The 25982-nt window shown below is 69.3% G+C and carries 29 protein-coding genes; 13 read left to right on the forward strand and 16 right to left on the reverse strand.

Translation table 11 applies throughout. The annotated features are described in order from the left end of the window. Positions 1–23: 23 nt before the first annotated feature. Positions 24–950, forward strand: a complete 927-nt coding sequence (locus C5708_RS14255; protein WP_242922214.1) for a tyrosine recombinase XerC — start codon at positions 24–26, stop codon at positions 948–950. A gap of 25 nt (positions 951–975) precedes the next feature. On the opposite strand, the gene C5708_RS14260 is transcribed toward C5708_RS14255, so the two are convergent. Beyond that, a complete protein-coding gene (locus tag C5708_RS14260) occupies positions 976–1368 on the reverse strand; it encodes an acyl-CoA thioesterase (RefSeq protein WP_242922152.1) in 393 nt (130 codons plus the stop codon). A 16-nt stretch (positions 1369–1384) separates the two neighbouring features. After that, on the reverse strand, positions 1385–2788 hold the full coding sequence (gene lpdA, locus C5708_RS14265) for a dihydrolipoyl dehydrogenase (protein WP_242922153.1): 1404 nt from the start codon (positions 2786–2788) through the stop codon (positions 1385–1387). A 274-nt stretch (positions 2789–3062) separates the two neighbouring features. Between lpdA and C5708_RS14270 the strand changes: the two genes are divergently transcribed. After that, complete coding sequence (locus C5708_RS14270) at positions 3063–3911, forward strand: alpha/beta hydrolase-fold protein (protein WP_242922155.1); 849 nt, start codon at positions 3063–3065, stop codon at positions 3909–3911. A gap of 62 nt (positions 3912–3973) precedes the next feature. Here the strand turns inward: C5708_RS14270 and odhB are convergent, their stop codons facing one another. The 4 genes from odhB to sucC all read right to left on the reverse strand — a co-directional run bounded on the left by odhB (position 3974) and on the right by sucC (position 10450). Continuing rightward, positions 3974–5185: a 2-oxoglutarate dehydrogenase complex dihydrolipoyllysine-residue succinyltransferase gene (gene odhB / locus C5708_RS14275; protein WP_242922157.1), complete on the reverse strand. Its 1212-nt coding sequence runs from the start codon at positions 5183–5185 to the stop codon at positions 3974–3976. A gap of 41 nt (positions 5186–5226) precedes the next feature. Continuing rightward, on the reverse strand, positions 5227–8190 hold the full coding sequence (locus C5708_RS14280; protein WP_242922159.1) for a 2-oxoglutarate dehydrogenase E1 component: 2964 nt from the start codon (positions 8188–8190) through the stop codon (positions 5227–5229). 176 nt (positions 8191–8366) lie between these two features. Then, positions 8367–9251 (reverse strand): succinate--CoA ligase subunit alpha, encoded by an 885-nt coding sequence (gene sucD / locus C5708_RS14285; RefSeq protein ID WP_242922160.1) that lies wholly within the window; start codon positions 9249–9251, stop codon positions 8367–8369. Next, positions 9251–10450, reverse strand: coding sequence for an ADP-forming succinate--CoA ligase subunit beta (gene sucC / locus C5708_RS14290; RefSeq protein ID WP_242922161.1), 1200 nt, complete (start codon positions 10448–10450; stop codon positions 9251–9253). The genes sucD and sucC overlap by 1 nt, the downstream gene beginning before the upstream one ends. Positions 10451–10726: 276 nt before the next feature. Here sucC and C5708_RS14295 point away from each other — a divergent pair, with 276 nt between their 5' ends. Both C5708_RS14295 and C5708_RS14300 read left to right on the forward strand, forming a co-directional pair. Further along, entirely contained in the window at positions 10727–11326 is a 600-nt protein-coding gene (locus C5708_RS14295) for a response regulator (RefSeq protein ID WP_242922162.1), read from the forward strand. Further along, on the forward strand, positions 11323–11793 hold the full coding sequence (locus tag C5708_RS14300; protein WP_242922163.1) for a hypothetical protein: 471 nt from the start codon (positions 11323–11325) through the stop codon (positions 11791–11793). The genes C5708_RS14295 and C5708_RS14300 overlap by 4 nt, the downstream gene beginning before the upstream one ends. A gap of 146 nt (positions 11794–11939) precedes the next feature. Here C5708_RS14300 and C5708_RS19470 read toward each other — a convergent pair whose 3' ends face one another. Continuing rightward, positions 11940–13169: an outer membrane beta-barrel protein gene (locus tag C5708_RS19470; protein WP_278253971.1), complete on the reverse strand. Its 1230-nt coding sequence runs from the start codon at positions 13167–13169 to the stop codon at positions 11940–11942. Positions 13170–13411: 242 nt separating this feature from the next. On the opposite strand from C5708_RS19470, the gene C5708_RS14320 reads away from it, so the two are divergent. Next, on the forward strand, positions 13412–13729 hold the full coding sequence (locus C5708_RS14320) for a hypothetical protein (RefSeq protein ID WP_242922164.1): 318 nt from the start codon (positions 13412–13414) through the stop codon (positions 13727–13729). On the opposite strand, the gene C5708_RS14325 is transcribed toward C5708_RS14320, so the two are convergent. Further along, positions 13726–15099 (reverse strand): alpha/beta hydrolase, encoded by a 1374-nt coding sequence (locus tag C5708_RS14325; RefSeq protein WP_242922165.1) that lies wholly within the window; start codon positions 15097–15099, stop codon positions 13726–13728. The two genes, C5708_RS14320 and C5708_RS14325, sit on opposite strands and share 4 nt — an antisense overlap. A 104-nt stretch (positions 15100–15203) precedes the next feature. After that, on the reverse strand, positions 15204–15638 hold the full coding sequence (locus tag C5708_RS14330; RefSeq protein ID WP_242922167.1) for a glycoside hydrolase family protein: 435 nt from the start codon (positions 15636–15638) through the stop codon (positions 15204–15206). Between the two features lie 249 nt (positions 15639–15887). On the opposite strand from C5708_RS14330, the gene C5708_RS14335 reads away from it, so the two are divergent. Next, complete coding sequence (locus C5708_RS14335; protein WP_242922169.1) at positions 15888–16211, forward strand: plasmid stabilization protein; 324 nt, start codon at positions 15888–15890, stop codon at positions 16209–16211. 320 nt (positions 16212–16531) lie between these two features. Here the strand turns inward: C5708_RS14335 and C5708_RS14340 are convergent, their stop codons facing one another. From C5708_RS14340 to C5708_RS14360, 5 genes are all read right to left on the reverse strand, one after another. Beyond that, positions 16532–17176, reverse strand: coding sequence for a ChrR family anti-sigma-E factor (locus C5708_RS14340; protein ID WP_242922171.1), 645 nt, complete (start codon positions 17174–17176; stop codon positions 16532–16534). Further along, on the reverse strand, positions 17173–17736 hold the full coding sequence (locus C5708_RS14345; protein WP_242922218.1) for a sigma-70 family RNA polymerase sigma factor: 564 nt from the start codon (positions 17734–17736) through the stop codon (positions 17173–17175). Before C5708_RS14345 ends, C5708_RS14340 begins: the two co-directional genes overlap by 4 nt. Positions 17737–17872: 136 nt before the next feature. Beyond that, complete coding sequence (locus C5708_RS14350) at positions 17873–18418, reverse strand: lipocalin family protein (RefSeq protein WP_242922173.1); 546 nt, start codon at positions 18416–18418, stop codon at positions 17873–17875. Beyond that, positions 18415–19194: a DUF1365 domain-containing protein gene (locus tag C5708_RS14355; protein ID WP_242922175.1), complete on the reverse strand. Its 780-nt coding sequence runs from the start codon at positions 19192–19194 to the stop codon at positions 18415–18417. Before C5708_RS14355 ends, C5708_RS14350 begins: the two co-directional genes overlap by 4 nt. Further along, entirely contained in the window at positions 19194–20540 is a 1347-nt protein-coding gene (locus C5708_RS14360; RefSeq protein WP_242922177.1) for an FAD-dependent oxidoreductase, read from the reverse strand. Before C5708_RS14360 ends, C5708_RS14355 begins: the two co-directional genes overlap by 1 nt. 91 nt (positions 20541–20631) lie before the next feature. Between C5708_RS14360 and C5708_RS14365 the strand changes: the two genes are divergently transcribed. From C5708_RS14365 to C5708_RS14385, 5 genes are all read left to right on the forward strand, one after another. Continuing rightward, positions 20632–21531, forward strand: a complete 900-nt coding sequence (locus tag C5708_RS14365) for a DUF1295 domain-containing protein (protein WP_242922179.1) — start codon at positions 20632–20634, stop codon at positions 21529–21531. Beyond that, positions 21528–22553 carry a cyclopropane-fatty-acyl-phospholipid synthase family protein gene (locus C5708_RS14370; RefSeq protein ID WP_242922181.1) on the forward strand — a complete coding sequence of 342 codons (1026 nt, stop codon included), beginning with the start codon at positions 21528–21530 and terminating at the stop codon, positions 22551–22553. The genes C5708_RS14365 and C5708_RS14370 overlap by 4 nt, the downstream gene beginning before the upstream one ends. Before the next feature lie 11 nt (positions 22554–22564). Next, positions 22565–22966, forward strand: a complete 402-nt coding sequence (locus C5708_RS14375; RefSeq protein ID WP_242922183.1) for a DUF2177 family protein — start codon at positions 22565–22567, stop codon at positions 22964–22966. Between the two features lie 349 nt (positions 22967–23315). Further along, positions 23316–23576, forward strand: coding sequence for a hypothetical protein (locus C5708_RS14380; RefSeq protein ID WP_242922185.1), 261 nt, complete (start codon positions 23316–23318; stop codon positions 23574–23576). 330 nt (positions 23577–23906) lie between these two features. Continuing rightward, complete coding sequence (locus C5708_RS14385) at positions 23907–24197, forward strand: hypothetical protein (RefSeq protein ID WP_242922187.1); 291 nt, start codon at positions 23907–23909, stop codon at positions 24195–24197. 161 nt (positions 24198–24358) lie between these two features. On the opposite strand, the gene C5708_RS14390 is transcribed toward C5708_RS14385, so the two are convergent. Both C5708_RS14390 and C5708_RS14395 read right to left on the reverse strand, forming a co-directional pair. Further along, positions 24359–24721: a hypothetical protein gene (locus C5708_RS14390; RefSeq protein WP_242922189.1), complete on the reverse strand. Its 363-nt coding sequence runs from the start codon at positions 24719–24721 to the stop codon at positions 24359–24361. Next, complete coding sequence (locus C5708_RS14395) at positions 24718–25155, reverse strand: glycoside hydrolase family protein (RefSeq protein WP_242922191.1); 438 nt, start codon at positions 25153–25155, stop codon at positions 24718–24720. The genes C5708_RS14390 and C5708_RS14395 overlap by 4 nt, the downstream gene beginning before the upstream one ends. A gap of 116 nt (positions 25156–25271) precedes the next feature. On the opposite strand from C5708_RS14395, the gene C5708_RS14400 reads away from it, so the two are divergent. Together C5708_RS14400 and C5708_RS14405 are read left to right on the forward strand one after the other, a co-directional pair. Beyond that, entirely contained in the window at positions 25272–25523 is a 252-nt protein-coding gene (locus C5708_RS14400) for a type II toxin-antitoxin system RelE/ParE family toxin (protein WP_242922193.1), read from the forward strand. Positions 25524–25532: 9 nt separating this feature from the next. Beyond that, positions 25533–25916 carry a helix-turn-helix transcriptional regulator gene (locus C5708_RS14405; protein ID WP_242922195.1) on the forward strand — a complete coding sequence of 128 codons (384 nt, stop codon included), beginning with the start codon at positions 25533–25535 and terminating at the stop codon, positions 25914–25916. The last annotated feature ends 66 nt before the right edge of the window (positions 25917–25982 follow it).

The raw sequence follows: 25982 nt of genomic DNA on the forward strand, positions 1-25982 counted from the left end.
CCCGTTTCACGGTGGAGGACATGATGACCACCGTCCGCACCGCCCGCGAGGCGCTGGCCGTCTGGCTGGACTATCTCGCCAACGAGCGCCGGGCCTCGCCGCGCACCGTCGAGGCCTATGGCGGCTGCGTCGGCCCATATATCGCCTTCATGGAGCAGCACCGGGCCGAAAGCCTGTCGCTCGCGGCCATGGGAACGATCGCCGCCGGCGAGATCCGCGCCTACCTGGCCCACAGGCGACAGGGCGCGCACCCGCTGTCGCCGCGTTCGCTGTCGCAGGCGCTGTCGGCCATCCGCGCCTTCCACCGCTTCCTCGACCGCCGCCTCGACACCCCCAACGCCGCCGTGGCGCTGGTGCGCGGCCCGCGCGTGCGGCCGGGCGCGCCGCGCCCGGTCACCGAGGACCAGGCCCGCGGCCTGATCGCCGACGCCGCCAGCGACCCCGACCGCGAGGACTGGGAGGCCGCCCGCGACGAGGCGCTGCTCACCCTGCTCTACGGTTGCGGCCTGCGGATCTCCGAGGCCCTGTCCCTGACCAAGGGCGAGCTGCCCTTGGGCGACAGCCTGCGGGTGGTCGGCAAGGGCTCGAAGACCCGCATCGTGCCGGTGCTGCCGGTGGTGCGCGAGGCGCTCGGCGCCTATGCGGCGGCCTTGCCCTTCGCCCTGTCGCCCGAGGATCAGGTGTTCCGGGCCAAGCGCGGCGGCCCGTTGAGCCCGCGTCACGCCCAGCTGACCATGCAGCATCTGCGCAGCCGGCTCGGCCTGCCCGACAGCGCCACGCCGCACGCCCTGCGGCATTCTTTCGCCACCCACCTGCTGGGGGCGGGGGCCGACCTGCGCTCGATCCAGGAACTGCTCGGCCACGCCTCGCTGTCGACCACCCAGCGCTACGCCGACGTCGACGCGGCGGCCCTGCTCGGCGCCTACGCCAAGGCCCACCCGCGCGCCTAGCCGGGACGCGCGGCCAGCTTTCCGGTCAGTTGGACGGCGGCAGGGGGCGCGGCTTGCGGTCCTCGCCCAGCGAGACATAGGTGAAGGTGGCGTGCGTCACCTTCACCGTCTCCTCGGCTTCGCGGTGGCGGCGCCAGGCCTCGACGCTGATGCGCATCGAGGTGCGGCCCTCGCCGATCAGGGTGGCGTAGAAGCTGACCTCGTCGCCGATGACCACGGGCCGCAGGAAGCTCATCGCCTCGACCGCCGCCGTGGCGGCGCGGCCGTGGCTGCGACGGGCGGCCACCGTGCCCGCCGCCAGGTCCATCCAGCTCATCAGCCAGCCGCCGAAGATGTCGCCGGCCGGGTTGGCGTCGGCCGGCATGGCCACCACGCGGATGACCGGCGCCACTTCGGGCGGGGTTTGCGCGGCGGCCACGTCCTCCGTCACCGGATCAGGCCTGCATCGCCCAGCCCTCGACGGCCATGGCCGCCTGGCGCAGGGCTTCGGAGCGGGTCGGGTGCGGGTGGCAGGTGCGGGCCACGTCTTCCGACGCCGCCGCGAACTCCATGGCCACGCAGAACTCGGCGATCATGTCGCCGACGTTGGGGCCGACCATGTGGGCGCCGAGGATGCGGTCGGTCTTGGCGTCGGCCAGCACCTTCACGAAGCCCTCGGTCTCGTGGTTGATCTTGGCCCGGCTGTTGGCCATGAACGGGAACTTGCCGACCTTGTAGGCGATCCCGGCGGCCTTGAGCTCCTCCTCGGTCTTGCCGACCGTGGCCACTTCCGGCTTGGTGTAGATCACGCCCGGGATGATGTCGGGATTGACGTGGCCGGCCTTGCCCGCGATCAGCTCGATGCAGGCCACCGCCTCGTCCTCGGCCTTGTGCGCCAGCATCGGGCCGGTGGTGACGTCGCCGATCACCCACACGCCGGCCGCGCCGGTCTTGAAGTGGCCGTCATGGCCGACCACGCCGCGCTTGTCGGTCTGGACGCCCACGGTCTCCAGGCCGAGGCCCTGCGTGTACGGACGCCGACCGATGGCGACCAGCACATAGTCGGCCTTCAGCGTCTCGGCCGCGCCGCCGGCCACCGGCTCGACGGTCAGCTCGACGCCCTTGGCCGAGGCCTTGGCGCCGGTGACCTTGGAGCCGAGCTTGAAGACGAAGCCCTGCTTGGTCAGGCTGCGCTGGAAGGTCTTGGCGGTCTCCTCGTCGGTGCCGGGGCAGATGCGGTCGAGGAACTCGACCACGGTGACCTCGGCGCCCAGGCGGCGCCACACCGAGCCCAGCTCCAGGCCGATGACGCCGGCGCCGACGATCACCAGGCTCTTCGGCACTTCCGGCAGCGACAGGGCGCCGGTGGAATCGACGATGCGCTTGTTGTCCACGGTCACGCCGGGCAGCGGCGTCGGCTCCGAGCCGGTGGCGATGACGATGTTCTTGGTCTCGAGGGTGGTTTCCGAGCCGTCGGCGGCCTTGACCACCACCTTGCCGGGCCCGTCGATGCGGCCCCAGCCCTTGACCCACTCGACCTTGTTCTTCTTGAACAGAAACTCGACGCCCTTGGTCAGGTTGATGACCGACTCGGCCTTCTGCTTCATCATCTGGGCGAGGTCGAGCTTGGGCTGAACCTGGATGCCCAGGTTGGCGAACTCGCCGCCGGCCGCCGCCTCATACATCTCCGAAGCGTGCAGCAACGCCTTGGAGGGCATGCAGCCGACGTTCAGGCAGGTGCCGCCCAGGGTCTCGCGCCCCTCGACGCAGGCGACCTTCAGACCCAGCTGACCCGCGCGGATCGCTGCGTTGTAGCCGCCGGGGCCGGCGCCGATGATGACGACATCGTATTGGGACATGAACCTTCGCCTTGATGCGCGCCGCGGCCGGCGCCGGACAGGACCTTTGAGATCGTTCAGCCTTTCCGTCCGGGAGACGGAGGGCGTCGCGGCGTACTACTACCGCCGCCGATCCATGGATCAACCCATAGATCGGACTCGACGCCCGTCGGCGCAAGGAATTCGCCGCCGGGACCAAGGGCGCCGGCCGCGCTTTACGGCCCGGCGAGCCGGCGACTATGGTCGGGGGCGGCGACGTCGGGAGCGCCGCCCGACGCTGAAAGACCCTGCCTGCATGTTCAAGCTTATCCTATCGGCGCTGTCGGCCGGCGTCCTCGTCTGCGCCGCGCCCGCCCAGGCCGCCGCGCCCGCCCCCGCCGCGGACCAGGGCCGGCCGATCGTCATCGGCCGCGCCTACGACCTGGCCTCGGCGACGCTCAAGGAGACCCGCCGCATCAACGTCTACCTGCCGCCGGGCTATCCCGCGGCGGGCAAGGCCTATCCGGTGGTCTATCTGATCGACGGCGGCGAGGATGAGGACTTCCCCCACATCGCCGGCCTCGCCCAGCTCGGCGCCCTCGGCGGCGCTTACCGCGAGATGATCGTGGTCGGCGTCGCCGGCGCCGACCGCAAGCGCGACCTCACCTATCCGTCGGGCGATCCCCGCGACCGCAAGGACCTGCCCACCAGCGGCGGGTCGGCCGCCTTCCGCCGCTTCCTGACCGAGGAGCTGCAGCCCTGGGTCAAGGCGCGTTACCCCGCCGGCGGCGAGACGGCGCTGATGGGCGAATCCCTGGCCGGCCTGTTCGTGGTCGAGACCTTCCTTCGCCAGCCTGGCGCATTCGACGCCTATATCGCCGTCAGTCCCAGCCTTTGGTGGGACAATGGCCGGCTGGCCAAGGGTTCGGCCGCCCTGCTGGCCGCCCAGCCGCCGGGACGGCGGGCCCTGTTCCTGTCCATCGGCGACGAAGGCCGCGAGATGCAGGCCGGCGTCGACGACCTGACCGCCGCGCTGAGGGCCAAGCCGCCGGAGGGCCTGACCTGGCGCTACCAGCCGATGCCGGCCGAGCATCACAATTCGATCTACCACCCCGCCGCCCTGGCGGCGTTCAGGGCGCTGTTCGCCGAGCCGGCCGGGCGCTAGTCGCCCAAATGAAAAGGGCGGCCCCGCGGGGCCGCCCGATCACGGAGCCTGGATGCCCGGCCCTAGATGTCCAGCAGCAGGCGCTGCGGGTCCTCGATGTGCTCCTTGACCTTGACCAGGAAGGTCACGGCGCCCTGGCCGTCGACGACGCGGTGGTCGTAGCTGAGGGCGAGGTACATCATCGGGCGGACGACGACCTGGCCGCCCACCACCATCGCCCGGTCCTTGATGGCGTGCATGCCCAGGATGCCCGACTGCGGCGCGTTGAGGATCGGCGTCGACATCAGCGAGCCGTAGATGCCGCCGTTGGTGATCGAGAACGTGCCGCCCTGGAGGTCGTCCAGCGCCAGCTGGCCGTCGCGGGCCTTCTTGCCCAGGGCGCCGATGGCCTTTTCGATCTCGGCCAGGTTCATGGCGTCGGCGTCGCGCACCACCGGCACCACCAGGCCCTTCTCGGTGCCGACGGCGATGCCGATGTCGTAGTGGTTCTTGTAGACCAGCTCGTCGCCGTCGATCTCGGCGTTGACGGCCGGCACGTCCTTGAGCGCGGCGATGCAGGCCTTCACGAAGAAGCTCATGAAGCCGAGCTTCACGCCGTGGCGCTTCTCGAACACGTCCTTGTACTGATTGCGCAGGGCCATGACCGCGCTCATGTCGACCTCGTTGAAGGTCGTCAGCATGGCGGCGGTGTTCTGCGCCTCCTTCAGACGGCGGGCGATGGTCTGGCGCAGGCGGGTCATGCGCACCCGCTCTTCGCGCTCGTGCGGCGGACGCGGCGCGGCGGCGACCGGCGCGGCGGCGCGCGCCTCGAGGGCGGCCAGGGCGTCGCCCTTGGTGACGCGGCCGTCCTTGCCGGTGCCGGCGACGCCCGAGGTGTCGAGGCCGGTCTCGGTGGCGATGCGCTGCACCGACGGCGCCAGCGGCAGGGCCTCGGCCTTGGCGGCCGGAGCCGACGCGGCCGCCGGAGCCGGCTGCGGCGCGGGGGCGGCCTCGGCCTTGGGCGCGGGCTTGGCGGCGGGAGCGGCCGCGGCGCCGGCGGCGCCTTCGGTCACCCGGCCCAGCACCGTGCCGGGCGTGATGGTCGCGCCTTCCTCGGCGGCGATCTCGGCCAGAACGCCGTCAGCGGGCGAGGCGACCTCGAGCGAGACCTTGTCGGTCTCGAGCTCGACCAGCACCTCGTCCTTCTTGACCGCCTCGCCCGGCTTCTTGGCCCAGCGCGCCACCGTCGCTTCGGTGACGGACTCGCCCAGGGCGGGGGTCATGATGTCGGCCATGGGAAATCAGCTCCTAATGGTCGCCGCGATCGGCGGGGTTGTCAGGCCAGGGCTTCCGCGAGGAAGCTCTTCAGTTCTTTCATGTGCCGGCTCATCAGGCCGGCGGCGGTCGAGGCCGAGGCCGGGCGGCCGACATAGCGCGCCCGCTTGGCCGAAATCTTCAGCCGGTCGAGCGTCAGCTCCAGCCACGGATCGACGAAGGTCCAGCCGCCCATGTTCTTGGGCTCTTCCTGGCACCAGACCAGCTCGGCGTTCTTGAAACGCGCCAGTTCGGTCATCAGCGACTTCATCGGCCACGGATAGAACTGCTCCAGGCGCATCAGGTAGATGTCGTCGACGCCGGCCTCCTCGCGGGCCTCCAGCAGGTCGTAATAGACCTTGCCCGAGCACAGGACCACGCGGCGGATCTTGTCGTCGGCCTTGAGCTTGATCGCCGTCGCGCCGGTTCCGCGCTCGGCGTCGTCCCACAGCACGCGGTGGAAGGACGAACCCTCGGACATGTCGGCCAGGGTCGACACCGCCTTCTTGTGGCGCAGCAGGCTCTTGGGCGTCATCAGCACCAGCGGCTTGCGGAAGTCGCGGTGCATCTGGCGGCGCAGGATGTGGAAGTAGTTGGCCGGGGTCGAGCAGTTGGCCACCTGCATGTTGTCCTCGGCGCAAAGCTGGAGGTAGCGCTCCAGGCGGGCCGAGGAGTGCTCGGGCCCCTGCCCCTCGTAGCCGTGCGGCAGCAGCATCACCAGGCCGCTCATCCGCAGCCACTTGCGTTCGCCCGAGCTGATGAACTGGTCCATCACCACCTGGGCGCCGTTGGCGAAATCGCCGAACTGGGCCTCCCACAGCACCAGGGTGTTGGGGTCGGCCAGGCTGAAGCCGTACTCGAAGCCCAGCACCGCCTCTTCCGACAGGGCCGAGTCGATGACCTCGTAATTGGCCTGGCCCGGACGGATGTTGTTGAGCGGCGTGTAGTGCTCTTCGGTGGTCTGGTCGATGATGTCCGAATGGCGCTGCACGAAGGTGCCGCGCACGCTGTCCTGGCCCGACAGGCGGACCGGATAGCCCTCGTCCAGCAGGCTGGCGAAGGCCAGGTGCTCGGCGGTGCCCCAGTCGATCCCAACGCCGGCCTCGATGGCGGCGCGGCGGTTGTCGATCACCCGCTTGACCGTCTTGTGGCCGTTCAGGCGTCCGGGGATGGCGGTGACCTTCTCGCCCAGTTCCCTGAGCCGCTGGGCGGGCACGGCGGTCTTGCCGCGGCGGTCGTCGTCCCGGGCCAGCTGCAGGTGCGCCCACTTGCCGTCCAGCCAGTCGGCCTTGTTGGCGTGATAGGTCTTGCCGGCCTCGAACTCGGCGTCGAGGAAGGTCTCGAAGTCCGTGACCCAGCCGTCGACGTCGGCCTGGGTGATCACCCCTTCGCCGATCAGGCGGCGGGAATACAGCTCGCGGGTCGACGGATGATCCTTGATCTTGGCGTACATCAAGGGCTGCGTCATCGTCGGATCGTCGCCCTCGTTGTGGCCGAACCGGCGGTAGCAGAACATGTCGAGGACGACGTCCTTGCCGAACTGCTGGCGGTATTCGGTGGCCACCTTGGCGGCGAAGACGACCGCTTCGGGATCGTCGCCGTTGATGTGGAAGATCGGGGCCTCGACCATCAACGCCACATCCGACGGATAGGGCGACGAGCGCGAATAGCGCGGGTTGGTGGTGAAGCCGATCTGATTGTTGACGATGAAGTGGACGGTGCCGCCGGTGCGGTAGCCCTTCAGGCCCGACAGGGTGAAGCACTCGGCGATGACGCCCTGGCCGGCGAAGGCCGCGTCGCCGTGCAGCAGCAGCGGCATGACGTGGCCGCGGCCGGTGGTCGGGTCCTCGCGCAGCTGCGCGGCCTGCTTGGCGCGGGCCTTGCCGATCACCACCGGGTTGACGATCTCGAGGTGCGAGGGGTTGGCCGTCAGCGACAGGTGGACGCTGTTGCCGTCGAAGGTGCGGTCCGACGAGGCGCCCATGTGGTACTTGACGTCGCCCGAGCCCTCGATGTCGGACGGCAGGGACGAGCCGCCCTGGAACTCGTGGAAGATCACGTGATAGGGCTTGCCCATCACGGCGGCGAGCACGTTCAGGCGGCCGCGGTGCGGCATGCCCAGGACGATGTCCTTCACGCCCAGCGAGCCGCCGCGCTTGATGATCTGCTCCATGGCCGGGACCATGGCTTCGCCGCCGTCGAGGCCGAAACGCTTGGTGCCGGGGAAGCGCTTGTGCAGGAAGCGCTCGAAGCCCTCGGCCTCGATCAGCTTCTTGAGGATGGCGACCTTGCCCTCGGGGGTGAAGGCGATCTCCTTGTCGCGGCCCTCGATGCGCTCCTGCAGCCAGGCCTTCTCGGTCGGGTCGGAGATGTGCATGTACTGCACGCCGATATTGCCGCAGTAGGTGCGGCGGACGATCCCGAGGATCTCGCGGACCGTCGAGGTCTCCAGCCCCAGCACGTAGTCGAGGAAGATCGGACGGTCGTAGTCGGCTTCGGAGAAGCCGTAGGTGGCCGGGTCGAGCTCGCTGGCGTCGGGCGCCGGATCGAGGCCGAGCGGATCGAGGTTGGCCGCCAGGTGGCCGCGCATGCGGTAGGCGCGGATCATCATGATGGCGCGCAGGGAATCCAGCGTCGCGGCGCGGACCGCCTCGGCCGACGCCCCGGGGGCCTTGTCGGTCAGCGCCTTGGCCAGCTTGGCCTCGACGGCCGGGGCGACGCTCGGCCACTGGCCGTCCAGCGCCGAAAGCCAGTCGGGTCGGGCGGCCGGAACCTGCCTGGGCGTCCAGGCCGGCTCCTGCGCGGCGCGCTTGACCGCGTCGGCCTGGTCGTGCAGCGAAGCGAAGAACGCCGCCCAGGACGGCTCGACCGATTTCGGATCGGCGGCCCACCGGGCGTAGAGGTCCTCCACGAAGGCGGCGTTGCCGCCATAGAGGAACGCGGTTTCCGTCAAAACCTGATTGATGCGTCCAGCGTCGTCCGCCATCGCTGATGAACCTTCGATCCGTACCCGGTCCCCGGCTTAGCCCGAGGCCGTAAATATAGTGTCTTTTCCGCCCGGTTCATTCCCGCCGGCGGCGGGAACCCAGGGGATTTTTTCGGATCGTCGACTGGCGGTCGCAAAAACCTGGGTCCCCGGCCGGGGGCTTGGAACGGGGGAAGCTAGCCCTTCAGCACCTCGACGAGGGTCTCGCCGAGCTTGGCCGGCGACGGCGACACGCGCACGCCGGCGGCCTCCATCGCGGCGATCTTGTCCTCGGCGCCGCCCTTGCCGCCCGAGATGATCGCGCCGGCGTGGCCCATGTGGCGGCCCGGAGGCGCCGTGCGGCCGGCGATGAAGCCGACCATCGGCTTCTTGCGGCCGCGCTTGGCCTCGTCGATCAGGAACTGGGCGGCGTCCTCCTCGGCGCTGCCGCCGATCTCGCCGATCATCACGATCGACTTGGTGGCCTCGTCGGCCAGGAACAGCTCCAGCACGTCGATGAACTCGGTGCCCTTGACCGGGTCGCCGCCGATGCCGACCGCCGTGGTCTGGCCGAGGCCGACATTGGTGGTCTGGAACACGGCTTCATAGGTCAGGGTGCCCGAGCGCGAGACGACGCCCACCGAGCCCTTGGAGAAGATCGAGCCCGGCATGATGCCGATCTTGCACTCGCCCGGCGTCAGCACGCCCGGGCAGTTCGGGCCGATCAGGCGCGAGCGCGAGCCGGTCAGGGCCTTCTTGACCTTGACCATGTCCAGCACCGGGATGCCCTCGGTGATGCAGACGATCAGCGGGATCTCGGCGTCGATGGCTTCGAGGATCGAGTCGGCCGCGAACGGCGGCGGGACGTAGATCACCGAGGCGTCGGCGCCCGTGGCGTCGCGGGCCTCGGCGACGGTGTCGAACACCGGCAGGCCGACATGGGTCTGGCCGCCCTTGCCCGGCGTGACGCCGCCGACCATCTTGGTGCCGTAGGCGATGGCCTGCTCGGTGTGGAAGGTGCCCTGGGCGCCGGTGACGCCCTGGCAGATGACCTTGGTGTTGGAGCCGATCAAGACTGACATTAGCGGGCGCCCTTCACAGCGGCGACGATCTTTTCCGCGCCGTCCGACAGGTCGTTGGCCGCGATGACGTTGAGTCCGCTTTCGTTGATGATCTTCTTGCCGAGTTCGACGTTGGTGCCTTCCAGGCGGACCACCAGCGGAACCTTCAGGCCGACTTCCTTGACCGCCTCGACCACGCCCTCGGCGATGATGTCGCAGCGCATGATGCCGCCGAAGATGTTGACCAGGATGCCTTTGACGGCCGGGTCGGCGGTGATGATCTTGAAGGCCGCCGTGACCTTTTCCTTGGAGGCGCCGCCGCCGACGTCGAGGAAGTTGGCCGGCTCGGCGCCGTAGAGCTTGATGATGTCCATGGTGGCCATGGCCAGGCCCGCGCCGTTGACCATGCAGCCGATTTCGCCGTCGAGGGCGATGTAGGCCAGGTCGTACTTCGAGGCTTCGATCTCCTTGGGGTCCTCTTCGCTCTCGTCGCGCAGGGCGACGATGTCGGCGTGGCGGAACAGGGAGTTGTTGTCGAAGGACAGCTTGGCGTCGAGGACGCGCAGATGGTCGTCGGCGGTGACGATCAGCGGGTTGATCTCCAGCATCGACATGTCCTTGGCCAGGAACGCCGTATAGAGCTGGGTCAGCAGCTGCGCCGCTTCCTTGGCCAGGCCGCCGGTCAGCCCGAGCGCCTTGGCCAGGGCCCGCTGGTGGGTCGGCCACACGCCGGTGGCGGGGTCGATGGAGAACGAGTGGATCTTCTCGGGGGTGGCGTGGGCCACGTCCTCGATGTCCATGCCGCCTTCGGTGGAGGCGACCACCGAGACCATGCTGGTCTCACGGTCGACCAGCAGCGACAGGTAGAATTCCTTGGCGATCGCCGCGCCTTCTTCGATGTAGAGGCGGTTGACCTGCTTGCCCTTGGGGCCGGTCTGGTGGGTGACCAGCACGCGGCCGAGCATCTCCTCGGCGTTGGCCTTCACCTCGGCGACCGACTTGACCACGCGGACGCCGCCCTTGGCGTCGGGGCCCAGGCCTTCGAAGCGGCCCTTGCCGCGGCCGCCGGCGTGGATCTGCGACTTGACCACGAACACCGGCCCGCCGAGCTCTTCCGCCGCCTTGACCGCCTCGGCGGCCGTGAAGGCCGGATATCCGCGCGGGACTGGGACGCCGAACTCTTTGAGGACGGCTTTGGCTTGGTGCTCGTGGATGTTCATGGGATCCGATCGCGGGTCTTTGGAATCGCGTGGGGACGAGCGCCGTAGACGGCCGGTCGCCCTCGGGCGCGGTTTATAGAGAGGCCCATTCGGCGGCGCAACCGCGCAAGGCCGCTGATTTCGCCCCTTTTTTCCCTTTGCACGACCAAACGGCGCCCTGATCGGGGCCCCCGCGCTCGACGTTTACGATCTATTCCGGATCGACGTTTAGCTATGCGTGCGGCGTCGAGGGCGACGCCCCAGTGCGGACCGGTCCTCAGGATCGCGGAGTTCGAGATGTCTGCCCAATCTCCCGGCGGCCGCATAAACCTGCGGCTGACCTCGGTGTTGATGCTGGACGCCAACAGCCAGGCGCTCGAAATCCTCGTGCAGGTGCTCACCGGCTTCGGCGTCAAGGCCTTCCATCGCTGCACCACCGTCGTCGAGGCGCGCGAGGTGGTCGAGCGCGCGCCCGTCGACCTGATCATCGCCGACGGCCGCCTGCCCGGCATCGACGGCTACGACTTCGTCCGCTGGCTGCGCCGCCTGGAGCAGGCGCCCAACCGCCACACTCCGGTGATCATGGTCAGCGGCCACACCAGCGCCGCCGACGTGGCCAAGGCGCGCGACTGCGGCGCCAACTTCTTCGTGGCCAAGCCGATCACCCCCGGCGTGCTGCTGGAGCGCATCTTGTGGGTGGCGCGCGAGAAGCGGGCGTTCATCGACGCCGGCGCCTATGTCGGCCCCGACCGCCGCTTCAAGAACGAGGGGCCGCCGGCCGGCGTCGAGGGGCGCCGGCGCACCGACCTTCATGGCGACCTGGGCGCGGCGGTCACGCCCAACATGTCGCAGAACGATATCGACGCCCTGATGAGCCCCCGGAAGGCCAGCCTATGAGCACGGTCCGCACCACGTTCCCGGAGAACCGGTTCGCCAAGCTGGCCCGCCAACCGGGCGGCCTCAGCCTGACCGAGGCCCTGTCGCGGGCCCAGGCCAATCTCGATTCCATCCGGGACGAGTCGGCGGCCTATGTCGACGCCCGGCTCGGCGAGATCGACGCCGCCCTGGGCGGGGACGGGTCCCGGGTCGAGGACGAGGCGCTGCGCCGGGCCTACGGCCTGGCCAACGACGTGGTCGGCGTGGCCGGCGCCTGCGGCCTGGGGCCGGTCGGCGAGGCCGCCTACAGCCTGTGCGGCCTGCTCGACCTGTTCCTGCAGGGCCAAGGCTGGGACCGCCGCGCGGTCGCCGTCCACCTGGACGCCTTCCACCTGCTGCGCCGCGAGGACGACCCCGCCATGACGGCCGCCGTGCTGGCCGGACTGAGGACGGTGGTCGAGCACACGGCGGCCCGGCAGGGCGGCTGAACCGAGGCGGCCCTTCACGGCGGCCGCGACGGGCGCAGCACCTGGCGCCTGGGACGGCGGCTCAATCAGACTGACGCCGAGCAAGGAAAAGGGGCCCGGCGAACCGGGCCCCTTCCCTATCGGACGCTGTCGCGCCGACGATCGGATCAGAAGTTGATCGAGATCGTCGAACGGCGGTTGAGCGGTTCCTTGACGCCGTCCGGGGTCGGAACGGCGAGATCGGTCTTGCCCTTCCAGTCCACGGCCAGGGTCGACTGCTGCACGCCCAGGCCCACCAGGGCGTCGGCCACGGCCTTCGCCCGGCGTTCGGACAGCTTCAGGTTGTACTTGGCCGAGCCCGAGGTGTCGGTGTGGCCGACCACCACGATCTTGGTGGCGTTGCCGCCCTTGGCGTAGTTGGCGGCGTCCTGCACCACCGTCTGCGCTTCCGGCGTCAGCACGTACTGATCGAACGGGAAGTAGACCACGAACTCCTTGGCCTCGTAGGCGGCCGGCGGAGGCGGCGGCGGGGGAGGCGGGGGAGGCGGCGGCGGCGGGGGAGGCGGCGGCGGCGGCGGGGGAGGCGGCGGCGGCGGGGGAGCCGCGAAGGTGTACCGCAGGCCCAGGCTGACCGAGGTGTCCTTATAGTCGCCGTTGAACACGCCGACCGGGGTCACCGCGCCGCCGGCCGGACCGGTGTTGGTCACGCGGGCGCCGAAATCCAGATCGCTGATCTGGACGTAGCGGCCCGTCAGGTCCACCGACCAGTTCGGGGTGAAGTCCCAGGACACGCCCAGGATGCCTTGCCAGGCGAAGCCCGTGGCCGTGTCGTTGAAGCTGGCGTTCTGGAACTGGGCCGCGCCGGCCGGCACGCCGGCGAGCTGGCCGTAGGCCTTAGTCTGCACCTGGCCCCAGCCGATGCCGGCGCCGATGAACGGCCGCCACTGGCTGCCCGGCAGGAAGTCGTACAGCACATTGGCCATCACCGTGTTGGCGACGATGCTGCCGTTGATGTCGCCGCAGGCCGGCGAGCCAGCCGAGCGGGCGACGCCAGGCGTGCACAGGCCGATCGGCTGGGCCGCGCTGGCGTTGCCGCGGATCGACGTCACGTCGCCGGGGCGATAGCCGTACTCCAGTTCGGCGCGCCAGTTCGGATTGAACCGGTAGCCCAGGCGCGCGAAGCCCGCCCAGTCGTCCTTCGAACCGAAGTTCCACTTGTATTTCACGCCGTCCGAGCCGGCGGTGTCCGACGTGCCTTCGATGCTTTCGGGCCAGTGGTAACCGACGTCGCCGGCCACGTACCAGCCCTTCAGCCAACCATCCCAGTCCTGGGCCGAAGCGCCCGTCGCAGACGACATCGCCACGATGGCGGCGCCCGCAAGCAAATGCAGTTTCATCGCAAAACCCCTGTTTGTCCGCCAAGCGTTCGCCTGCCTGACCAAGCCTCTAAACGCACGACTTGCGATTTCGGCCGTTGCCCGAAAGCCACACTCACCACTTTTCGAGCCTCACCCCTCGTCCGCGCGCGAACCTTTCCCGTCGTCGGCCGCCGCCTCGTTCAGACCACATTCCCGTCGCGCCATCGCCTTATCGCCGGGTCTAGAACCGCTTTTGGTTCAAATGCATACAGGGTGGACGGATGAAGGATCATGTCGAATTCACGGGGGCCTCCGGCGCGATCTACCGCTACGCCCTGGCCCCCGACGGCCGCGTCACCACGCCCAGCGGCGGCAACTACCTGTTCGTGCGCGACCGGCCCGAGGGGCCGATAGTGGTCTTCGCCGGCGAGACCTCGAACCTGATGTCCAACCTCGCCGAACATTGGCCCGAGGCCGTCGAGCGTTATGGCGCGACGCACATCCTGACCCGGCTGAACGTGCCCAGCCGCATCCGCGCCCAGGAGCTGGAGGACCTGCTCCAGGCCCTCGCCCCGCCGATGAACGCCGGCGCCGCCTAGCCGCCGCGAGCCGCCTTGACGGCCGGAGCGGTGATCGTGCTGGCGCCGTAGGCGCCGCTGAGACGCCCGTCGCGGATATAGTCGGCCATCATCCGGAAGTAGCCTTCCGGATTGCGGGTGGACAGCCGCTCGCCCGCGGCCGTGGTCTCGTACTCGTAGACGCCGTGATCGGCGCGCGGGAACACCGCCGTGGTGATCGGCCGCCCCTGGGCGGCCAGCTCCTTGAGCCTGCGGATCGTCTCGGCGCTGGGCGCGGCGAGGTCGTCGGCGCCCAGCATCCACAACTCGGGCGTCTTCAGCGTGCGCAGCACCGGCATAGGGTCGTAGCGCCAGGGCGTGTCGACCACGTACTGCGCGGCGGCCTCGCGGATCTGCTGCGCGTCGGCGTTCAGCAGCATGAAGGTGAAGTTGCCGCGGACGTGCTTGAACCAGGGCTCGCCGCGATACTTGGTCCGCACGGCGTCGAAGCGGTCGAAGCTGGCCTTGAAGTCGGTCTTGAAGTCGCTGGTCACCAGCGCGGCGGAGGCGTCGGCCAGCTCCATGGCCTTGGCCATGACGTCGGGACCGTAGCCGCGCCGCTCCATGTCCAGGACGATGGCCGAGCGGTCTTCCTCCAGCGGCGACACCGCCAGGCCGAAGCCGACGACGACGAAGTCGACCGGGGCGCGGCTCGCCGCCAGCGGCGCGACCCAGCCGCCCTGGCTCGGGCCCTGGTAGCCGATGCGGCCCGCCCGGGCGCCGGCCAGCCGGCGGGCCTCGCGCATGGCCGCGACCGCGTCGTCGGCCAGAATGCTGAAGTCCTGGGTGTAGCTTCCGCTGGAGGCGCCCGTGCCGCGCTTGTCGTAGACGAAGACGCCGACGCCCCGGGCCGGCAGCAGCCGTTGCAGCGCGTTGAACCGCATGGCCGAATCCCGTTCGGAGCCATGCAGCAGGACCACGATCGGCGCCGCGCCGGAGCCCTTGGGCATGACCAGGCGTCCGGCCAGGGCCGCGCCCGCGCTGTCGAACCGCGTTTCGGCGACGTCGAAGTCGATGCGCCGTCCCTCGACGCCGTCAAAGGCGATCGCGCCCTTGGCGCAGTCGAACGAGATGGTCTTGCCGTCCGGCTTCTTGGTCCAGCCGAGGGTGCTGGTCCAGACGCCGCCCGCCCCCTCGGTCAAGGCGCCGCTGGTCCCGTCGAACCGCCGCCAGCGCAACGACGCGCCGGCGCTCGGCTGCACCACCACCTCGTCGCCGCCCGCCAGGCGATAGGCGCCGATCCCGCAGGGCGCGGGCTTGGGCGCGGTCTCCTCGGCCCCGGCCGTGGTCGCCAGCAAGGCCAGCATGGGGGCCAAGGCGAAGGCGGCGAGGGTGCGGGCGTAAGGGCTCATGCCCGCCTGTGTCGCCCAGCCCCCGGCCCGCCTCCAGTTAAATAACCGCAATGCGCCGGCCGGCCCGAAGCGGCCCCGCCGCCCCCCCGCCTTCCCCGGCCCGGTCAGCGTGCTCCCGTGCGCATCTCGGCGGCCAGCCGCCGCGCCCGAGGCCCCGTCTGCCGCGCCCATTCCGACGCCAGCATCCCGTCGGCCGCTTGGTCGTACTGGCCGGTCTTGATCAGGTCGAGCGTGTGGTGGAACCCCAGCAGGCCTTCGAGGCCCATGTTGAAGGTCATGTCGGTCAGGACGTCGCGGCGCACCGGGTCGAGGCCGCTGGTCCACGGCAGGGCCTTCTCGACACCGGTCTCGGCCTTGGCGACGTCGGCGGCCAGCGCCGCCTCGGCCTGGGCCTTGGTCCATTTCAGACCCTGATGGACCTCCGGACCGGTGTGGCCGTAGCCGATGGTCCACGGCGCGCCGCCGGACAGCGGGTCAGGATAGGCCGTCAGACGCAGCCCCTCCTCGTTCTTGAGCTGGGCCAGACCGGCAGGCGTCATGCGTCCTTATCCTTGCATAAGGGTCGAGCTTCCATCGAAATCGAGCGGAACAGGCTACGTGGAACGCAACGGGCCGTGAGAACGCCAGGGCCAAGGCCGGGACCGGTCAGGCGGTGCGGCCAAGTCGCAGCTCAATACCACCAGAGCGCGCGCCGCACAATCGAGGCGAGCGTCCGTCCTGGAACCATCCCGCCCCGCGAACGGTTGCCGTACAGTCCGCGCTGGGGCGGCCTGACCAGGGAGAGCGGCATGCCTCGCGGCGACAAATCGAAATACACCGACAAGCAGGAACGCAAGGCCGACCACATCGCCGAGAGCTACGAGCGGCGCGGCGTCCCCGAAAAGGAAGCCGAGCGACGCGCCTGGGCCACCGTCAACAAAGACGACGGCGGCGGCAAGGCGCCCGGCGGCTCGGGTCGAGGCGTCCATACCGGCCATCCCGCCGCACATCGGGGTGGAAAGCTCGGCGGCGAAGCCTCGGCCGCGCGCAGCGCCGCAGCGCGGTCGGCTTCGGCCCGCAAGGCCGCCGAGACCCGCAAACGCAACGCCGAACGAACGAGCAGCCGCCGATGAGGAAAGGCTCTGGAGCGGGCGAGGGGGAATCGAACCCCTGACATTCAGCTTGGAAAGCTGACCTCCTGCCCTTCTCACCATTTTTCAGGCATGTCCACAGGAGGCGAAAACCCCTTGTTTTACATGGCTAGGCTGCGCCGCTTCTGCATGACCCGCGTGACCAGGCCGTTCAGCTCCCAGTTTGTCCAATCCTTCGCAAAGAACGCAGGGCTCGGCGCGACGTCGGACGCGCGGTCGAGGTCGCCGAGCGCCGAGCGCCGAGAGATTTTCGGAAAGGTGATCGCCCAGCACCCGGTGCAAGACAGCCGTGGCGCGGGCGGCTAGAGGCGCACGAACGGAGCCAGGATCTTGCCCAGACGTCCGGGCAAGACGATCTGGCCGTCCAGAGCCGCCACGCAGAGACACGGCGTGTCGGAGACCACGCGTGGCTGATGGAGCACGCTGGGGTCGGCCTCCTCGAAATCACCCGGCTCGAACACCCCGTCCTGGGTGGCGTAAGCGCCCTCGATCACGCAGGTCAGCTCGACCCCGTTGTGCGTATGGCGCGGCGCTGACTGGCCCGACGCGATCCGCAGCAGGATGACCCGACAATCGCCGTCGCGGGGACCAAGAACGTTACGGACATGTACGCCGGGCCCGGCCCAACGCCACGGGCCGAGCTCGAAGCCCCGCAAGGGCGCAGGCAGGCTCGTATCCGTGTTGCGCGGGCGCGTGACAGCCAAATCAGGCCGGGGTTCGGCGTCGTCGAGGCGCGCCAGGATCGACTCCAGAGCGCCAGCCTTGAGCGGGCTGGGCTCCTGCTCTTCAAGGACCGCGCCGCCCACGGCCCGAGCCAGATGCGTCCAGGCCCGGGTTTGCGGCTGCAGCGCCAGGTGCGTGGCGACCACGACCGCTTCGGGCGCGCTGAGCGTGCCGGCCTCGAACGCCAGCAACCGTTCCTCGCTGGGATGGCGACGCGCGCTCATGCCCGGCCTCCCGTCTCGCGCTCGATAAAGGCTCGCAGCTTCATCATGCCAAAACGAATCCGCGCCTTGACGGTGCCCAACGGCACGCCAAGCGCTTGCGAAATCTGACTGTGGGTCTGTTCCTGGTAGAAGGCCATCTCGATCGCTTGGGCTTGGTCGGGATTGAGGCTGCGCATTGCGGCCCTGACGCAAGCGTCATCCTGCGCGCCGCTGACGATCGCGTCCGGCTGGGCCGGCGCTTCGGCGCCGAAAGTCGAATCAAAAGCATAGAGCGCCGACGACCCTCGACGCAGGGCGTCGCTCCTGAGGTTGCGCGCGATCGTGTAGATCCACGCCGAGACCGATGCGCGCGCCGGATCGTAGGAGGCGGCCTTGCGCCAGACCGTCAGCATGGCCTCCTGCGCGAGTTCTTCCGCCATGGCGGGCGCGCTCCCGCTCTTGATGAGCAGCGCCTTTATCCGCGGCCCGTAGTAGCCGAAGATCTCGGCGAACGCCGCCCGATCCTTAGCTTGGGCGACAAGGGCGATCAGCGCGCTGAAGTCGCGTGGCGGTTGGCTCACCAAGACGGCGGCCCCTCGTTGGACTGGCGCGGGTCGAGTCGCATGCATGACCCTTATACGGCGCAACCGGCCTGGCGGATGGATCGCCACGAGGCCAACCGGCAAATTTTGTTTCGCCAGGCTGAGGCTGGTCCCGTCATGGCGGATCGGCGCCGACCTCTTCGAGCCTGTTGTCGAAGCCGAGCGCGCGCATACGGGCCTTCAGCGCGGCCTGCTTGGCGGCCGGGAGGCCAGGGCTGCGGGCCAACAGCGCCACGAACTTGCCGTCCGCGGTGCTGGCGATCATCCAGCCGTAGTCGTCGGCGCGATCGATGACCCAGTACTGACGTCTGATCAGCCCGCCGAAGAAGCTGGCCTCGAACCTGGCGTTGGTCGCCGGATCAACGATGCGCGCGGCCGTATCGACGTGGCGCTCCGGCCCGTTGCGGTCTCCGGCATGGCAGACCTGGTCGATGTCGAATGTTCCGTCACGCTTCTTGACCCAAACCTGGTAGGCGCCGTGACAGTTGCGCTGGCGATTGTTCGGGGTGCGGATGATCTCGTACCAGCGCCCCATGAAGCGATCGATCTCGATGGCGCGTCGGGGCTCGGGCGCGGTTTCCGCGCGGGCGGGTGCGGCGGCCAGACCGGCGACGGCCAGGCCGACGATGATCACCAGCGGGGGGAAGGCGCGCCAGCTCATCGGCCCGCCCTCAACGCCGCGCCGTGAGTTATCGCGCGGTCGGGCGCCGGAGGCCGCGAACGCAAGCCGATCCCTTTGCCGAAGATCTTTAGCGCCTCCCAGTGGATCGCCGCCATGACGCCGAAGCTGAGCAGGGGGTGGCGGATCAGGGCCGACAGCAGGCCAGCATCGGTCAGCGGCGAGCGCTCTCCGTTAAAACCCGCGGTCAGCAACACCCCCTCGCCGTCCAGAACCTCCACACGCACCGCGACCGCCTCGGCGGGCGGCGACACGGTGAAGCGGTAGGTCAGGTCCATGTCCATGAACGGCGAGACGAAGAAGCTCTTGGGCGCGGTCTGGCGGACCACGCCCTCGGCCGCGGGGACGGCGATCATATAGCCGTGGTCCTGACCGAACGTGTTGCGCACCTCGTAGAGGATAGCGCTCAGGACGCCGTCGCGGTCATGGCAGAAATAGAGGCTCAATGGGTTGAACCCGTAACCGAGGATACGGGGCATGCAGAGCAGGCGCACGGAGCCGCCAGGCTCAAGGCCCGCCTCGACCAGCCGTTCGGCGACGTAGTCGCGAAGGTCGCCGCCCCGGTGATCGCCGTGATCGGCTGCCTCGAACGAGGCCCAGCCGAAGCGCCCCCGGCGCAGGAGGCGCAGCCTGCCGAGCAGATTTTCCAGCTCGTCGAGGTCGAGCAGGAGCATGAAAATCCGGTAGCGCAGGGCGTGCGGGCGCGGCCGCACCCGCTTGTGGAACACCGGCCCGCTGTAGATCGCCGAGACGCTCATCAGGCGGCTTGGGCCAGGGCGGCGGGCGCCAGGGTGATGCGGCCGCTTTCGCCGGCCACGCTCCACGGACGGCGCACGCCGCCCAACTGCTCGGCCACCGCCAGGCCCGCCTGCAATCCATCCTCATGGAAGCCGGCCCCGAAGTAGGCGCCGCAGAACCAGGTGCGTTGCGCGCCCTGCAGCGACCACAGCGACGTCTGCGCGTTGAGGGCCGCCGCGTCGAAGTGAGGGTGTTCGTAGGTCTGGGTCAGGTAGGTCAGGCCGGGGTCGGGCGTGATGTGCGGGTTGAGCGTGACGAAGAGCGGCGGGCGCCGCTTGAGGCCCTGCAGATTGTTCATCCAATAGCTCACGCAGCCGGCGGACGGATCGTCGCGCCGGCCCAGGTGGTTCCAACTGGCCCAGGCCCGACGCCGGCGCGGCATCAAGCGCAGGTCTCCGTGGAGGACTGCGGTGTTGGGCGTGTAGCGGAAGGCGCCGAGCAGCCTGCGCTCCTGGGCCGAAGGATTGTCCAGCAACGCGAGCGCGCGCGGCGCGTGCGCGGCGATCACCACCTGATCATACGTCTCAAAGTTCCCCGCCGCGTCCACGACGATCGCCTCGGCGGCCGTGCGCCGGACGTGGACCACGGGCGCGTTTAGACGGACCCGGCCAGAAAAGGCCTTGGCCAGGGCGTCGACATAGACACGGCTGCCGCCGTCCACGGTCCGCCAGCTGCGCCGGCCGATGAACCGCAGGAGATCGTGGTTTTCGAAGAAGCGGATGAACGCTGCGGCGGGATGGTCGCCCACGCCCTCGATGCTGGCCGACCAGATCGCCGCGGCCATCGGCAGCAGATGGTCCTGACGCAGGGCCGCGCCATAGCCCTGGTCCTGCAGGTACTGGCTGAGCGAGATCACCGGGTCCAACGTCGCCAGATGGCCCGGCGCGGTCCGGTAGAAGCGATTGAGATCACGCAGCATCGACCAGAAGCGCGGGCGAAGCAGGATGCTGGGTTGGGCGAAAAGCGAGGCCAGGCTCTTGCTGCCATATTCCAGCTCGCCATCGTCGAGCGAGATGGCCAGCGACATGTCGGCCGGCTTGGTCGGCGCCGCCAAGTGGTCGAAGAGCGCGGTCAGGTTGGGGTAGTTGACCTCGTTATAGACGATGAAGCCGGTGTCGACGGCCACGCCGTCGACCTCGACTGTGTGGGCATGGCCGCCAAGGCGCGTGTCGGCCTCGTAGAGCGTCACATCGTGCTTGCCGCCCAGCAGCCAGGCGCAGGACAGCCCTGAGATTCCCGCGCCGACCACGGCGATGCGCTGGCGGCGCGCAGGATGCGGGCGAGGGGGGGGCTGGCCGAGCGGCATGGACGACTCCAGGGCTGGGGCGCGGCGAGCGCCGTGCTTCGATCCTGGTACGGGCCAACGGGTTTTTTGGACGAATGATGCGTCCAGGCAAATGGTCGCCCCGTATCGCGGCCATGACCCAAGCCCAACGTCTCCTTTGCGAGAGCCGATTTGCGCGATCGACAGCGATCTGCCCGCCGGTGCGTCGATGATCCTCGCCGCGCTCATCGCGCTTGGCTTGATGACGCTGGTGATGAGCCTGGCCTGGGCCTGCGTCCTGCGCACCGGCAACGGCGGCTGGACGGACGTCTTCTGGACGTTCGGCACCGGGCTATGCGGCGTCCTGGCCGCCCTGGCGCCTTGGTCGGGCGCGCCTCGCGCGCGGCAGGCCTTGGTCGCGATGCTGGTGGCGCTATGGGCCTTGCGCCTTGGAACCTATATCGCCGTCCGGGTCGCCCGCGGCGTCGAGGACGTTCGCTACCGGACGCTCAAGGCCCAGTGGGGTGAGCGGTTCAAGCCGCGACTGCTCGCCTTGGCCCTGGTCCAGGCGCCGGCCAGCGCCGCACTCTGCCTTTCTATCGCCGCGGCCGCGACCAGCCCAGGCGAGGGCCTGCGCGCGACCGACGTTCTCGGCGCGGCCATTTTGCTGATCGCCATCGGCGGCGAAGCGCTCGCCGACGAGCAGATGCGCCGCTTCAAGGCTGGCGAACATGCGCCGGGGGCGGTGATGGATCGCGGCCTGTGGGCCTGGTCGCGCCATCCGAACTATTTCTTCGAGTGGCTCGGATGGCTGGCCTATCCCGTCATAGCTCTCGATCTCTCGGGCGGGTGGAACGCGGGTTGGCTGTCACTGCTGGCGCCGGCGGTCATGGCCTTGGTGCTCATGCGCGTGACCGGCGTCCCGCCTCTGGAGCAGGCCATGCTCGCCGCCAAGGGCGAGGCTTACGCAAGATATCAGGCGCGGGTCAGCCCTTTCTTCCCCCGTCCACCCCGCAAAGGATCGCCCCGATGAGCTTCCTGGCCGCTTCCATAAACCGGCTGCAAGACGCCCCGTGTCCTGACTTCGTCGTGCGGCCCGCCATCGGCGCCCTGGTGGCCAATGCTCGCCGCCGGCTAGCCCAGGAGGGTCAGGAAACGGATGCGCAATTCGCCGCCGTCATGGCGCAACGTCCTATCGCCGAGCATGCGAAGACGGCCAACGCCCAGCACTACGAATTGCCGGCGCGGTTCTTCGAGCGCGTCCTTGGCCCACGCCTCAAATACTCCAGCGCCTACTACGAGACGCCCGGCGCAAGCCTGGCCCAGGCCGAGGAGGCCGCGCTCGCGCGCACCTGCCAAAACGCGGGCCTCGCCGATGGACAGGCCGTGCTGGAGCTGGGATGCGGCTGGGGCTCGCTATCGCTGTGGATGGCCGAGGCCTATCCCGCCGCCTCGATCACCGCCGTGTCCAACTCCCATAGCCAGAAGGCGTTCATCGACCAGCGCGCGCGCGAGCGCGGCCTTTCCAACCTCACGGTGGTCACCGCCGACATGAACGACTTTTCGACCTTGGGGCGCTTTGACCGCATCGTCTCGGTCGAGATGTTCGAGCACATGGCCAACTGGCGCGCGCTGCTGACGCGCATGCATGGCTGGTTGTCGCCGGGCGGGCGGGCCTTCATCCATGTCTTCGCACACCGGACCGCGCCCTATCGCTTCGAGGTCGAGGACCAATCCGACTTCATCGCCCAGCACTTCTTCACCGGCGGCGTGATGCCCAGCCACAGCCTGGTGCGGCAGTATTCCGACCTCTTCGAGGTCGAGGCCGACTGGCGCTGGAGCGGCGCGCACTACGCCCGCACCGCCAATCATTGGCTGGCCAATTTCGACCGTCACGAGCGCGAGATCATGGGCGTGATGCGCTCCGTTTACGGTCAGGACGCCGCGCTCTGGGCGCGCCGCTGGCGGCGCTTCTTCCTGGCGACGGCCGGCCTTTTCGGCGACCGCGGCGGCGCCGAATGGGGCGTCAGCCACTACCGCCTCGCGCCGGTCTGAAGAGAACCGCCATGTCCTACCTTGTCGCCTATATCGCTTCGATGATCGTCTTCGTCGGGCTGGACGCCGTTTGGCTCTCGCTCATGGGCCCGCGCCTCTACCGGCCTGTCCTGGGCGACTTGCTGGCCGAGAAGCTCAATGCGCCGGCCGCGATCGCCTTCTACCTCGTCTACGGTCTTGGGGTGATGGTCCTGGCCATCGCGCCGGCGCTTCGCGAAGGCGCGGGCTCGCGCGCGGCGCTCAAGGGTGCGGCGTTGGGCCTTGTGGCCTATGCGACCTACGACCTGACCAACCAGGCGACGCTGCGCGCCTGGGCCACGCGCCTGACCCTGGCGGACATGGCGTGGGGCGCGACTTTGACGGCGTTGGCCGCCTATGCCGGCTTCCAGACCGCCCGGTTGGTGGCTCGTTGAGCCAGACGCCTGGCCTGATCCGGCGTGCGCCATCGGGCCGACCAGGCGGCGCGAAAAAACGCCAGCGGCCGGAATTCCTTTGTAGGATTGGAGCGGGCGAGGGGAATCGAACCCCTGACATTCAGCTTGGGAAGCTCGAATTATCGTTGCGTTTTCAGTGCATTACGGCCCAACCGAGCGCTTTCCGGCTCATTGAGTTTCAATGGGTTAGACGAATTTTCCCAACTTCTGAGACGGTCGAAAGCGCGGCAAGCGAACCCGGTTCGCGTGTGCAATACGCGTCCTGGTCGATTGACTCGCGCCTATCGCCGGGATGAGAACATAATAAGAACAAACCGGAGGCCGAGCCATGCTGACCCGCTCCCTCGGCGCCGTCCTGCGCGCTGTCGACGACCTGAGAGAACACCTGCCGACCGTCCGCCGCGCGCTGGGCGACCGCCGTGACAACGCGGAGGCGCTGGACCGGGCCGCGAACGCGGTTCGCGAACTCGATCAGTTGATCGGCGGCCGGACTGTCACCCGCATTCCTATCATCGGATACGTGGGGGACAGAGACGAGGTGACGTTGTTCGCGCAGCCAGGCGCTGACGGTCGGAGCCCGCGTCCGTGAGCTCGACCGCCCTCTATACCGCTACGGCGGTGTTCGCGCGGGCCGTGGGGCGGCCCTCAACACCGGATATGGACCGTGCTGAGGCGAGATCGGCGGCCGTTCACGTTCGAACAGCTCGCCGAGGAATCGCAGACCTCGATCCACACTGTCCGCCCCGGCGCCATGACCCAAGCTGGGCCCGAGCCATCGACCTGGCGGCGCGCGGTGAGGTTCGGACCGCTGGCGGCCATCGTTCGAGGCGAAGGCGGCGAGCGCGTGGCGTTCGACCCCAATTCCAGGTTGCGCGGCACGCCAATGCCGCTATGAATTCAGTTCCTCGCCAACGCGGGGATGCATCGGTTCCAGACCTTCGTGCGCGAATCCTATGCGTTTGAGTTCCCCGCCGGCGCGGGGCCCTTCACCACGACGCGGCGCCCCATGACACAGAACGAGGAACTGGTGCTGATCGCCATTGACCGTGGTCGATTGGCTCTGGCACGCGGATTTGAACTGGAGGCCGCCAGGTTGGTCCGCCGTGGCCTGCTGACGCGGCGGGGGGGCGCCTTTGCTATCACCGGCCCTGGCCGGCAGGCGCTCAGCGACGCCGCGAGCCTCCGAGCCATGACCACCAACGACGCGTAGGCGCAGTCACCCGCGCGTACGCTTCCTCGATCTCGACCAGGGCCGACCGGCGCGCCTCGCAAACCTGTAGCGCCGCCTCCTGGCGGACGCTGAACGCCGCCAGGTCGCCGACCGTCGCGACGCCGGCCGGGTCTGGGCCGGCGCACGGGCGTCGCAGCGTGTCAGGGATGCTCAGGGGCGCCGCCGCCGGCGGCGTCGTGGCGCAGGCCGTCAATGCCGCTGCGCCAAGCGTCAAGTACAGCAGGCGGGAGAGGCGCATCCGCGCCAGGGGCGTTTCGCACGGCATCGGCCGCGACCTCCGATTTCTCATGAACGACAACGATGCGGTCCTGCGCCCGCGAGACAGCCCCCGTGGTCGCCTGGGCGACCTGGGCCGTCTGGGTGGCGACGGTCGCCTGTTGGCGCGCCTGGGTCGCGGCGCGCCGCAGGTGCTGCGTATAGCCCCACCACCCCAGCAGGCCGGCGACGACCACGCCGGCGACGACCAGGCGCCAGCGGGCGGCCAGCCAGGCGAGCGCGATCACGACCGCCGCCCCGTCCGCATCTGCTCGGCCAGCACCCGCGCTCGGCCCCCGACCTGCCGCGCCCAAAGGCTGGCCAGCATCCCCTCCGAGGCCGCGGCGTAGTCGCCGCGCTGGACGGCCGCCAGCGTGGAGCGGAATTGCAGCAGCGAGGCGACGCCCAGGTTGAAGGCCATGTCGGCCAGCACGTCGCGGCGCACGGGATCGAGCGCGCTAAACCACGGAATCGCTTTGGCAAGGGCTGCCTCAGCCTTGGCGACGTCGGCGGCCAGCGCCGCCTCGGCCTGGGCCTTGGTCCAGGCCAGGCCCCTGCGGACCTCAGCCCCGGTGTGGCCGTAGCCGATAGTCCACGGCGCGCCGCCGGTCAGCGGGTCGGGATAGGCCGTCAGGCGGAGGCCTTCCTCGGTCTTGAGCTGGGAGAGCCCTTCAGGGGTCATGTCGATTGCTCCAGGCATGAAAAAGCCCGTGCGGCGGGCTGGAGATGCGAACGGCGTTCGCGCCATCAGAGATATTATCTCTAGACAGTCAGCGATATTTCAGAGATAAAGAGGTCATGAAAACGATTGTCTTCACCCGCGCCGCCGCCAAGGACCTGGACGCCCTCCCGGCGATGGCCCAGGAGGCGATCGTCACGGCCCTCAGCACCTACGCGGTCGAGGGCCGGGGCGACATCAAGCACTTGTCGGGCCGCGACGGCTACCGGATGCGGGTCGGGGATTATCGGGTGATTTTCGACGAGGACGCGCAGACCATCCTCGCCATCTATATCGGTCGCCGCTCGACGACGACCTATCGCAGGAACTGAGAGGCCGACATGAGCGCACCGCAAATTATCACCACCCCCGGCGGCGAGGAAATGGTCGTCCTCTCCCGCCGCGACTATGACGACCTGCTGGCGGCGGCGGCCGAGGCTGAAGAGGACGCCGCCGACGTGGCGATCTACGACCGCCGCAAAGCCGAATTGACGCCTGACGACATCCTGCCGCCCGAGGTGTCGGCCCTGATGCTGAGCGGGGATAGCCGTCTCAAGGCGATGCGCAAATGGCGGCATTTCTCCCAGGTCGAACTAGCCGACCGCGCCGGGATCGCTCAGGGGTTCTTGAGCGACCTGGAGCGGCGATCCAAGACGGCGAGCCCCGAGACCGCCGCCGCCCTGGCCGCCGCGCTCAACGTGCCGGCGGCGTGGCTGGCGGACTGACGGCGGCGGCGAGCTGGGCGCGGCGCTGACGCTGACGCCACAGATTGCAGATGTGGACGGCCCCCC

The organism is Caulobacter sp. CCUG 60055 (assembly GCF_022750545.1).
GTDB lineage: Bacteria > Pseudomonadota > Alphaproteobacteria > Caulobacterales > Caulobacteraceae > PUIC01.

Excerpts from the sequence above, each read along its gene's own strand:
- C5708_RS14255 (WP_242922214.1), top strand. The coding sequence starts at position 24 with ATGACCACCGTCCGCACCGCCCGCGAGGCGCTGGCCGTCTGGCTGGAC.
- lpdA (WP_242922153.1), bottom strand. The coding sequence starts at position 2,788 with ATGTCCCAATACGATGTCGTCATCATCGGCGCCGGCCCCGGCGGCTAC.
- C5708_RS14270 (WP_242922155.1), top strand. The coding sequence starts at position 3,063 with ATGTTCAAGCTTATCCTATCGGCGCTGTCGGCCGGCGTCCTCGTCTGC.
- odhB (WP_242922157.1), bottom strand. The coding sequence starts at position 5,185 with ATGGCCGACATCATGACCCCCGCCCTGGGCGAGTCCGTCACCGAAGCG.
- C5708_RS14280 (WP_242922159.1), bottom strand. The coding sequence starts at position 8,190 with ATGGCGGACGACGCTGGACGCATCAATCAGGTTTTGACGGAAACCGCG.
- sucD (WP_242922160.1), bottom strand. The coding sequence starts at position 9,251 with ATGTCAGTCTTGATCGGCTCCAACACCAAGGTCATCTGCCAGGGCGTC.
- sucC (WP_242922161.1), bottom strand. The coding sequence starts at position 10,450 with ATGAACATCCACGAGCACCAAGCCAAAGCCGTCCTCAAAGAGTTCGGC.
- C5708_RS14295 (WP_242922162.1), top strand. The coding sequence starts at position 10,727 with ATGTCTGCCCAATCTCCCGGCGGCCGCATAAACCTGCGGCTGACCTCG.
- C5708_RS14300 (WP_242922163.1), top strand. The coding sequence starts at position 11,323 with ATGAGCACGGTCCGCACCACGTTCCCGGAGAACCGGTTCGCCAAGCTG.
- C5708_RS19470 (WP_278253971.1), bottom strand. The coding sequence starts at position 13,169 with ATGAAACTGCATTTGCTTGCGGGCGCCGCCATCGTGGCGATGTCGTCT.
- C5708_RS14320 (WP_242922164.1), top strand. The coding sequence starts at position 13,412 with ATGAAGGATCATGTCGAATTCACGGGGGCCTCCGGCGCGATCTACCGC.
- C5708_RS14325 (WP_242922165.1), bottom strand. The coding sequence starts at position 15,099 with ATGAGCCCTTACGCCCGCACCCTCGCCGCCTTCGCCTTGGCCCCCATG.
- C5708_RS14330 (WP_242922167.1), bottom strand. The coding sequence starts at position 15,638 with ATGACGCCTGCCGGTCTGGCCCAGCTCAAGAACGAGGAGGGGCTGCGT.
- C5708_RS14335 (WP_242922169.1), top strand. The coding sequence starts at position 15,888 with ATGCCTCGCGGCGACAAATCGAAATACACCGACAAGCAGGAACGCAAG.
- C5708_RS14340 (WP_242922171.1), bottom strand. The coding sequence starts at position 17,176 with ATGAGCGCGCGTCGCCATCCCAGCGAGGAACGGTTGCTGGCGTTCGAG.
- C5708_RS14350 (WP_242922173.1), bottom strand. The coding sequence starts at position 18,418 with ATGAGCTGGCGCGCCTTCCCCCCGCTGGTGATCATCGTCGGCCTGGCC.
- C5708_RS14355 (WP_242922175.1), bottom strand. The coding sequence starts at position 19,194 with ATGAGCGTCTCGGCGATCTACAGCGGGCCGGTGTTCCACAAGCGGGTG.
- C5708_RS14360 (WP_242922177.1), bottom strand. The coding sequence starts at position 20,540 with ATGCCGCTCGGCCAGCCCCCCCCTCGCCCGCATCCTGCGCGCCGCCAG.
- C5708_RS14365 (WP_242922179.1), top strand. The coding sequence starts at position 20,632 with ATGGTCGCCCCGTATCGCGGCCATGACCCAAGCCCAACGTCTCCTTTG.
- C5708_RS14370 (WP_242922181.1), top strand. The coding sequence starts at position 21,528 with ATGAGCTTCCTGGCCGCTTCCATAAACCGGCTGCAAGACGCCCCGTGT.
- C5708_RS14375 (WP_242922183.1), top strand. The coding sequence starts at position 22,565 with ATGTCCTACCTTGTCGCCTATATCGCTTCGATGATCGTCTTCGTCGGG.
- C5708_RS14380 (WP_242922185.1), top strand. The coding sequence starts at position 23,316 with ATGCTGACCCGCTCCCTCGGCGCCGTCCTGCGCGCTGTCGACGACCTG.
- C5708_RS14385 (WP_242922187.1), top strand. The coding sequence starts at position 23,907 with ATGCATCGGTTCCAGACCTTCGTGCGCGAATCCTATGCGTTTGAGTTC.
- C5708_RS14395 (WP_242922191.1), bottom strand. The coding sequence starts at position 25,155 with ATGACCCCTGAAGGGCTCTCCCAGCTCAAGACCGAGGAAGGCCTCCGC.
- C5708_RS14400 (WP_242922193.1), top strand. The coding sequence starts at position 25,272 with ATGAAAACGATTGTCTTCACCCGCGCCGCCGCCAAGGACCTGGACGCC.
- C5708_RS14405 (WP_242922195.1), top strand. The coding sequence starts at position 25,533 with ATGAGCGCACCGCAAATTATCACCACCCCCGGCGGCGAGGAAATGGTC.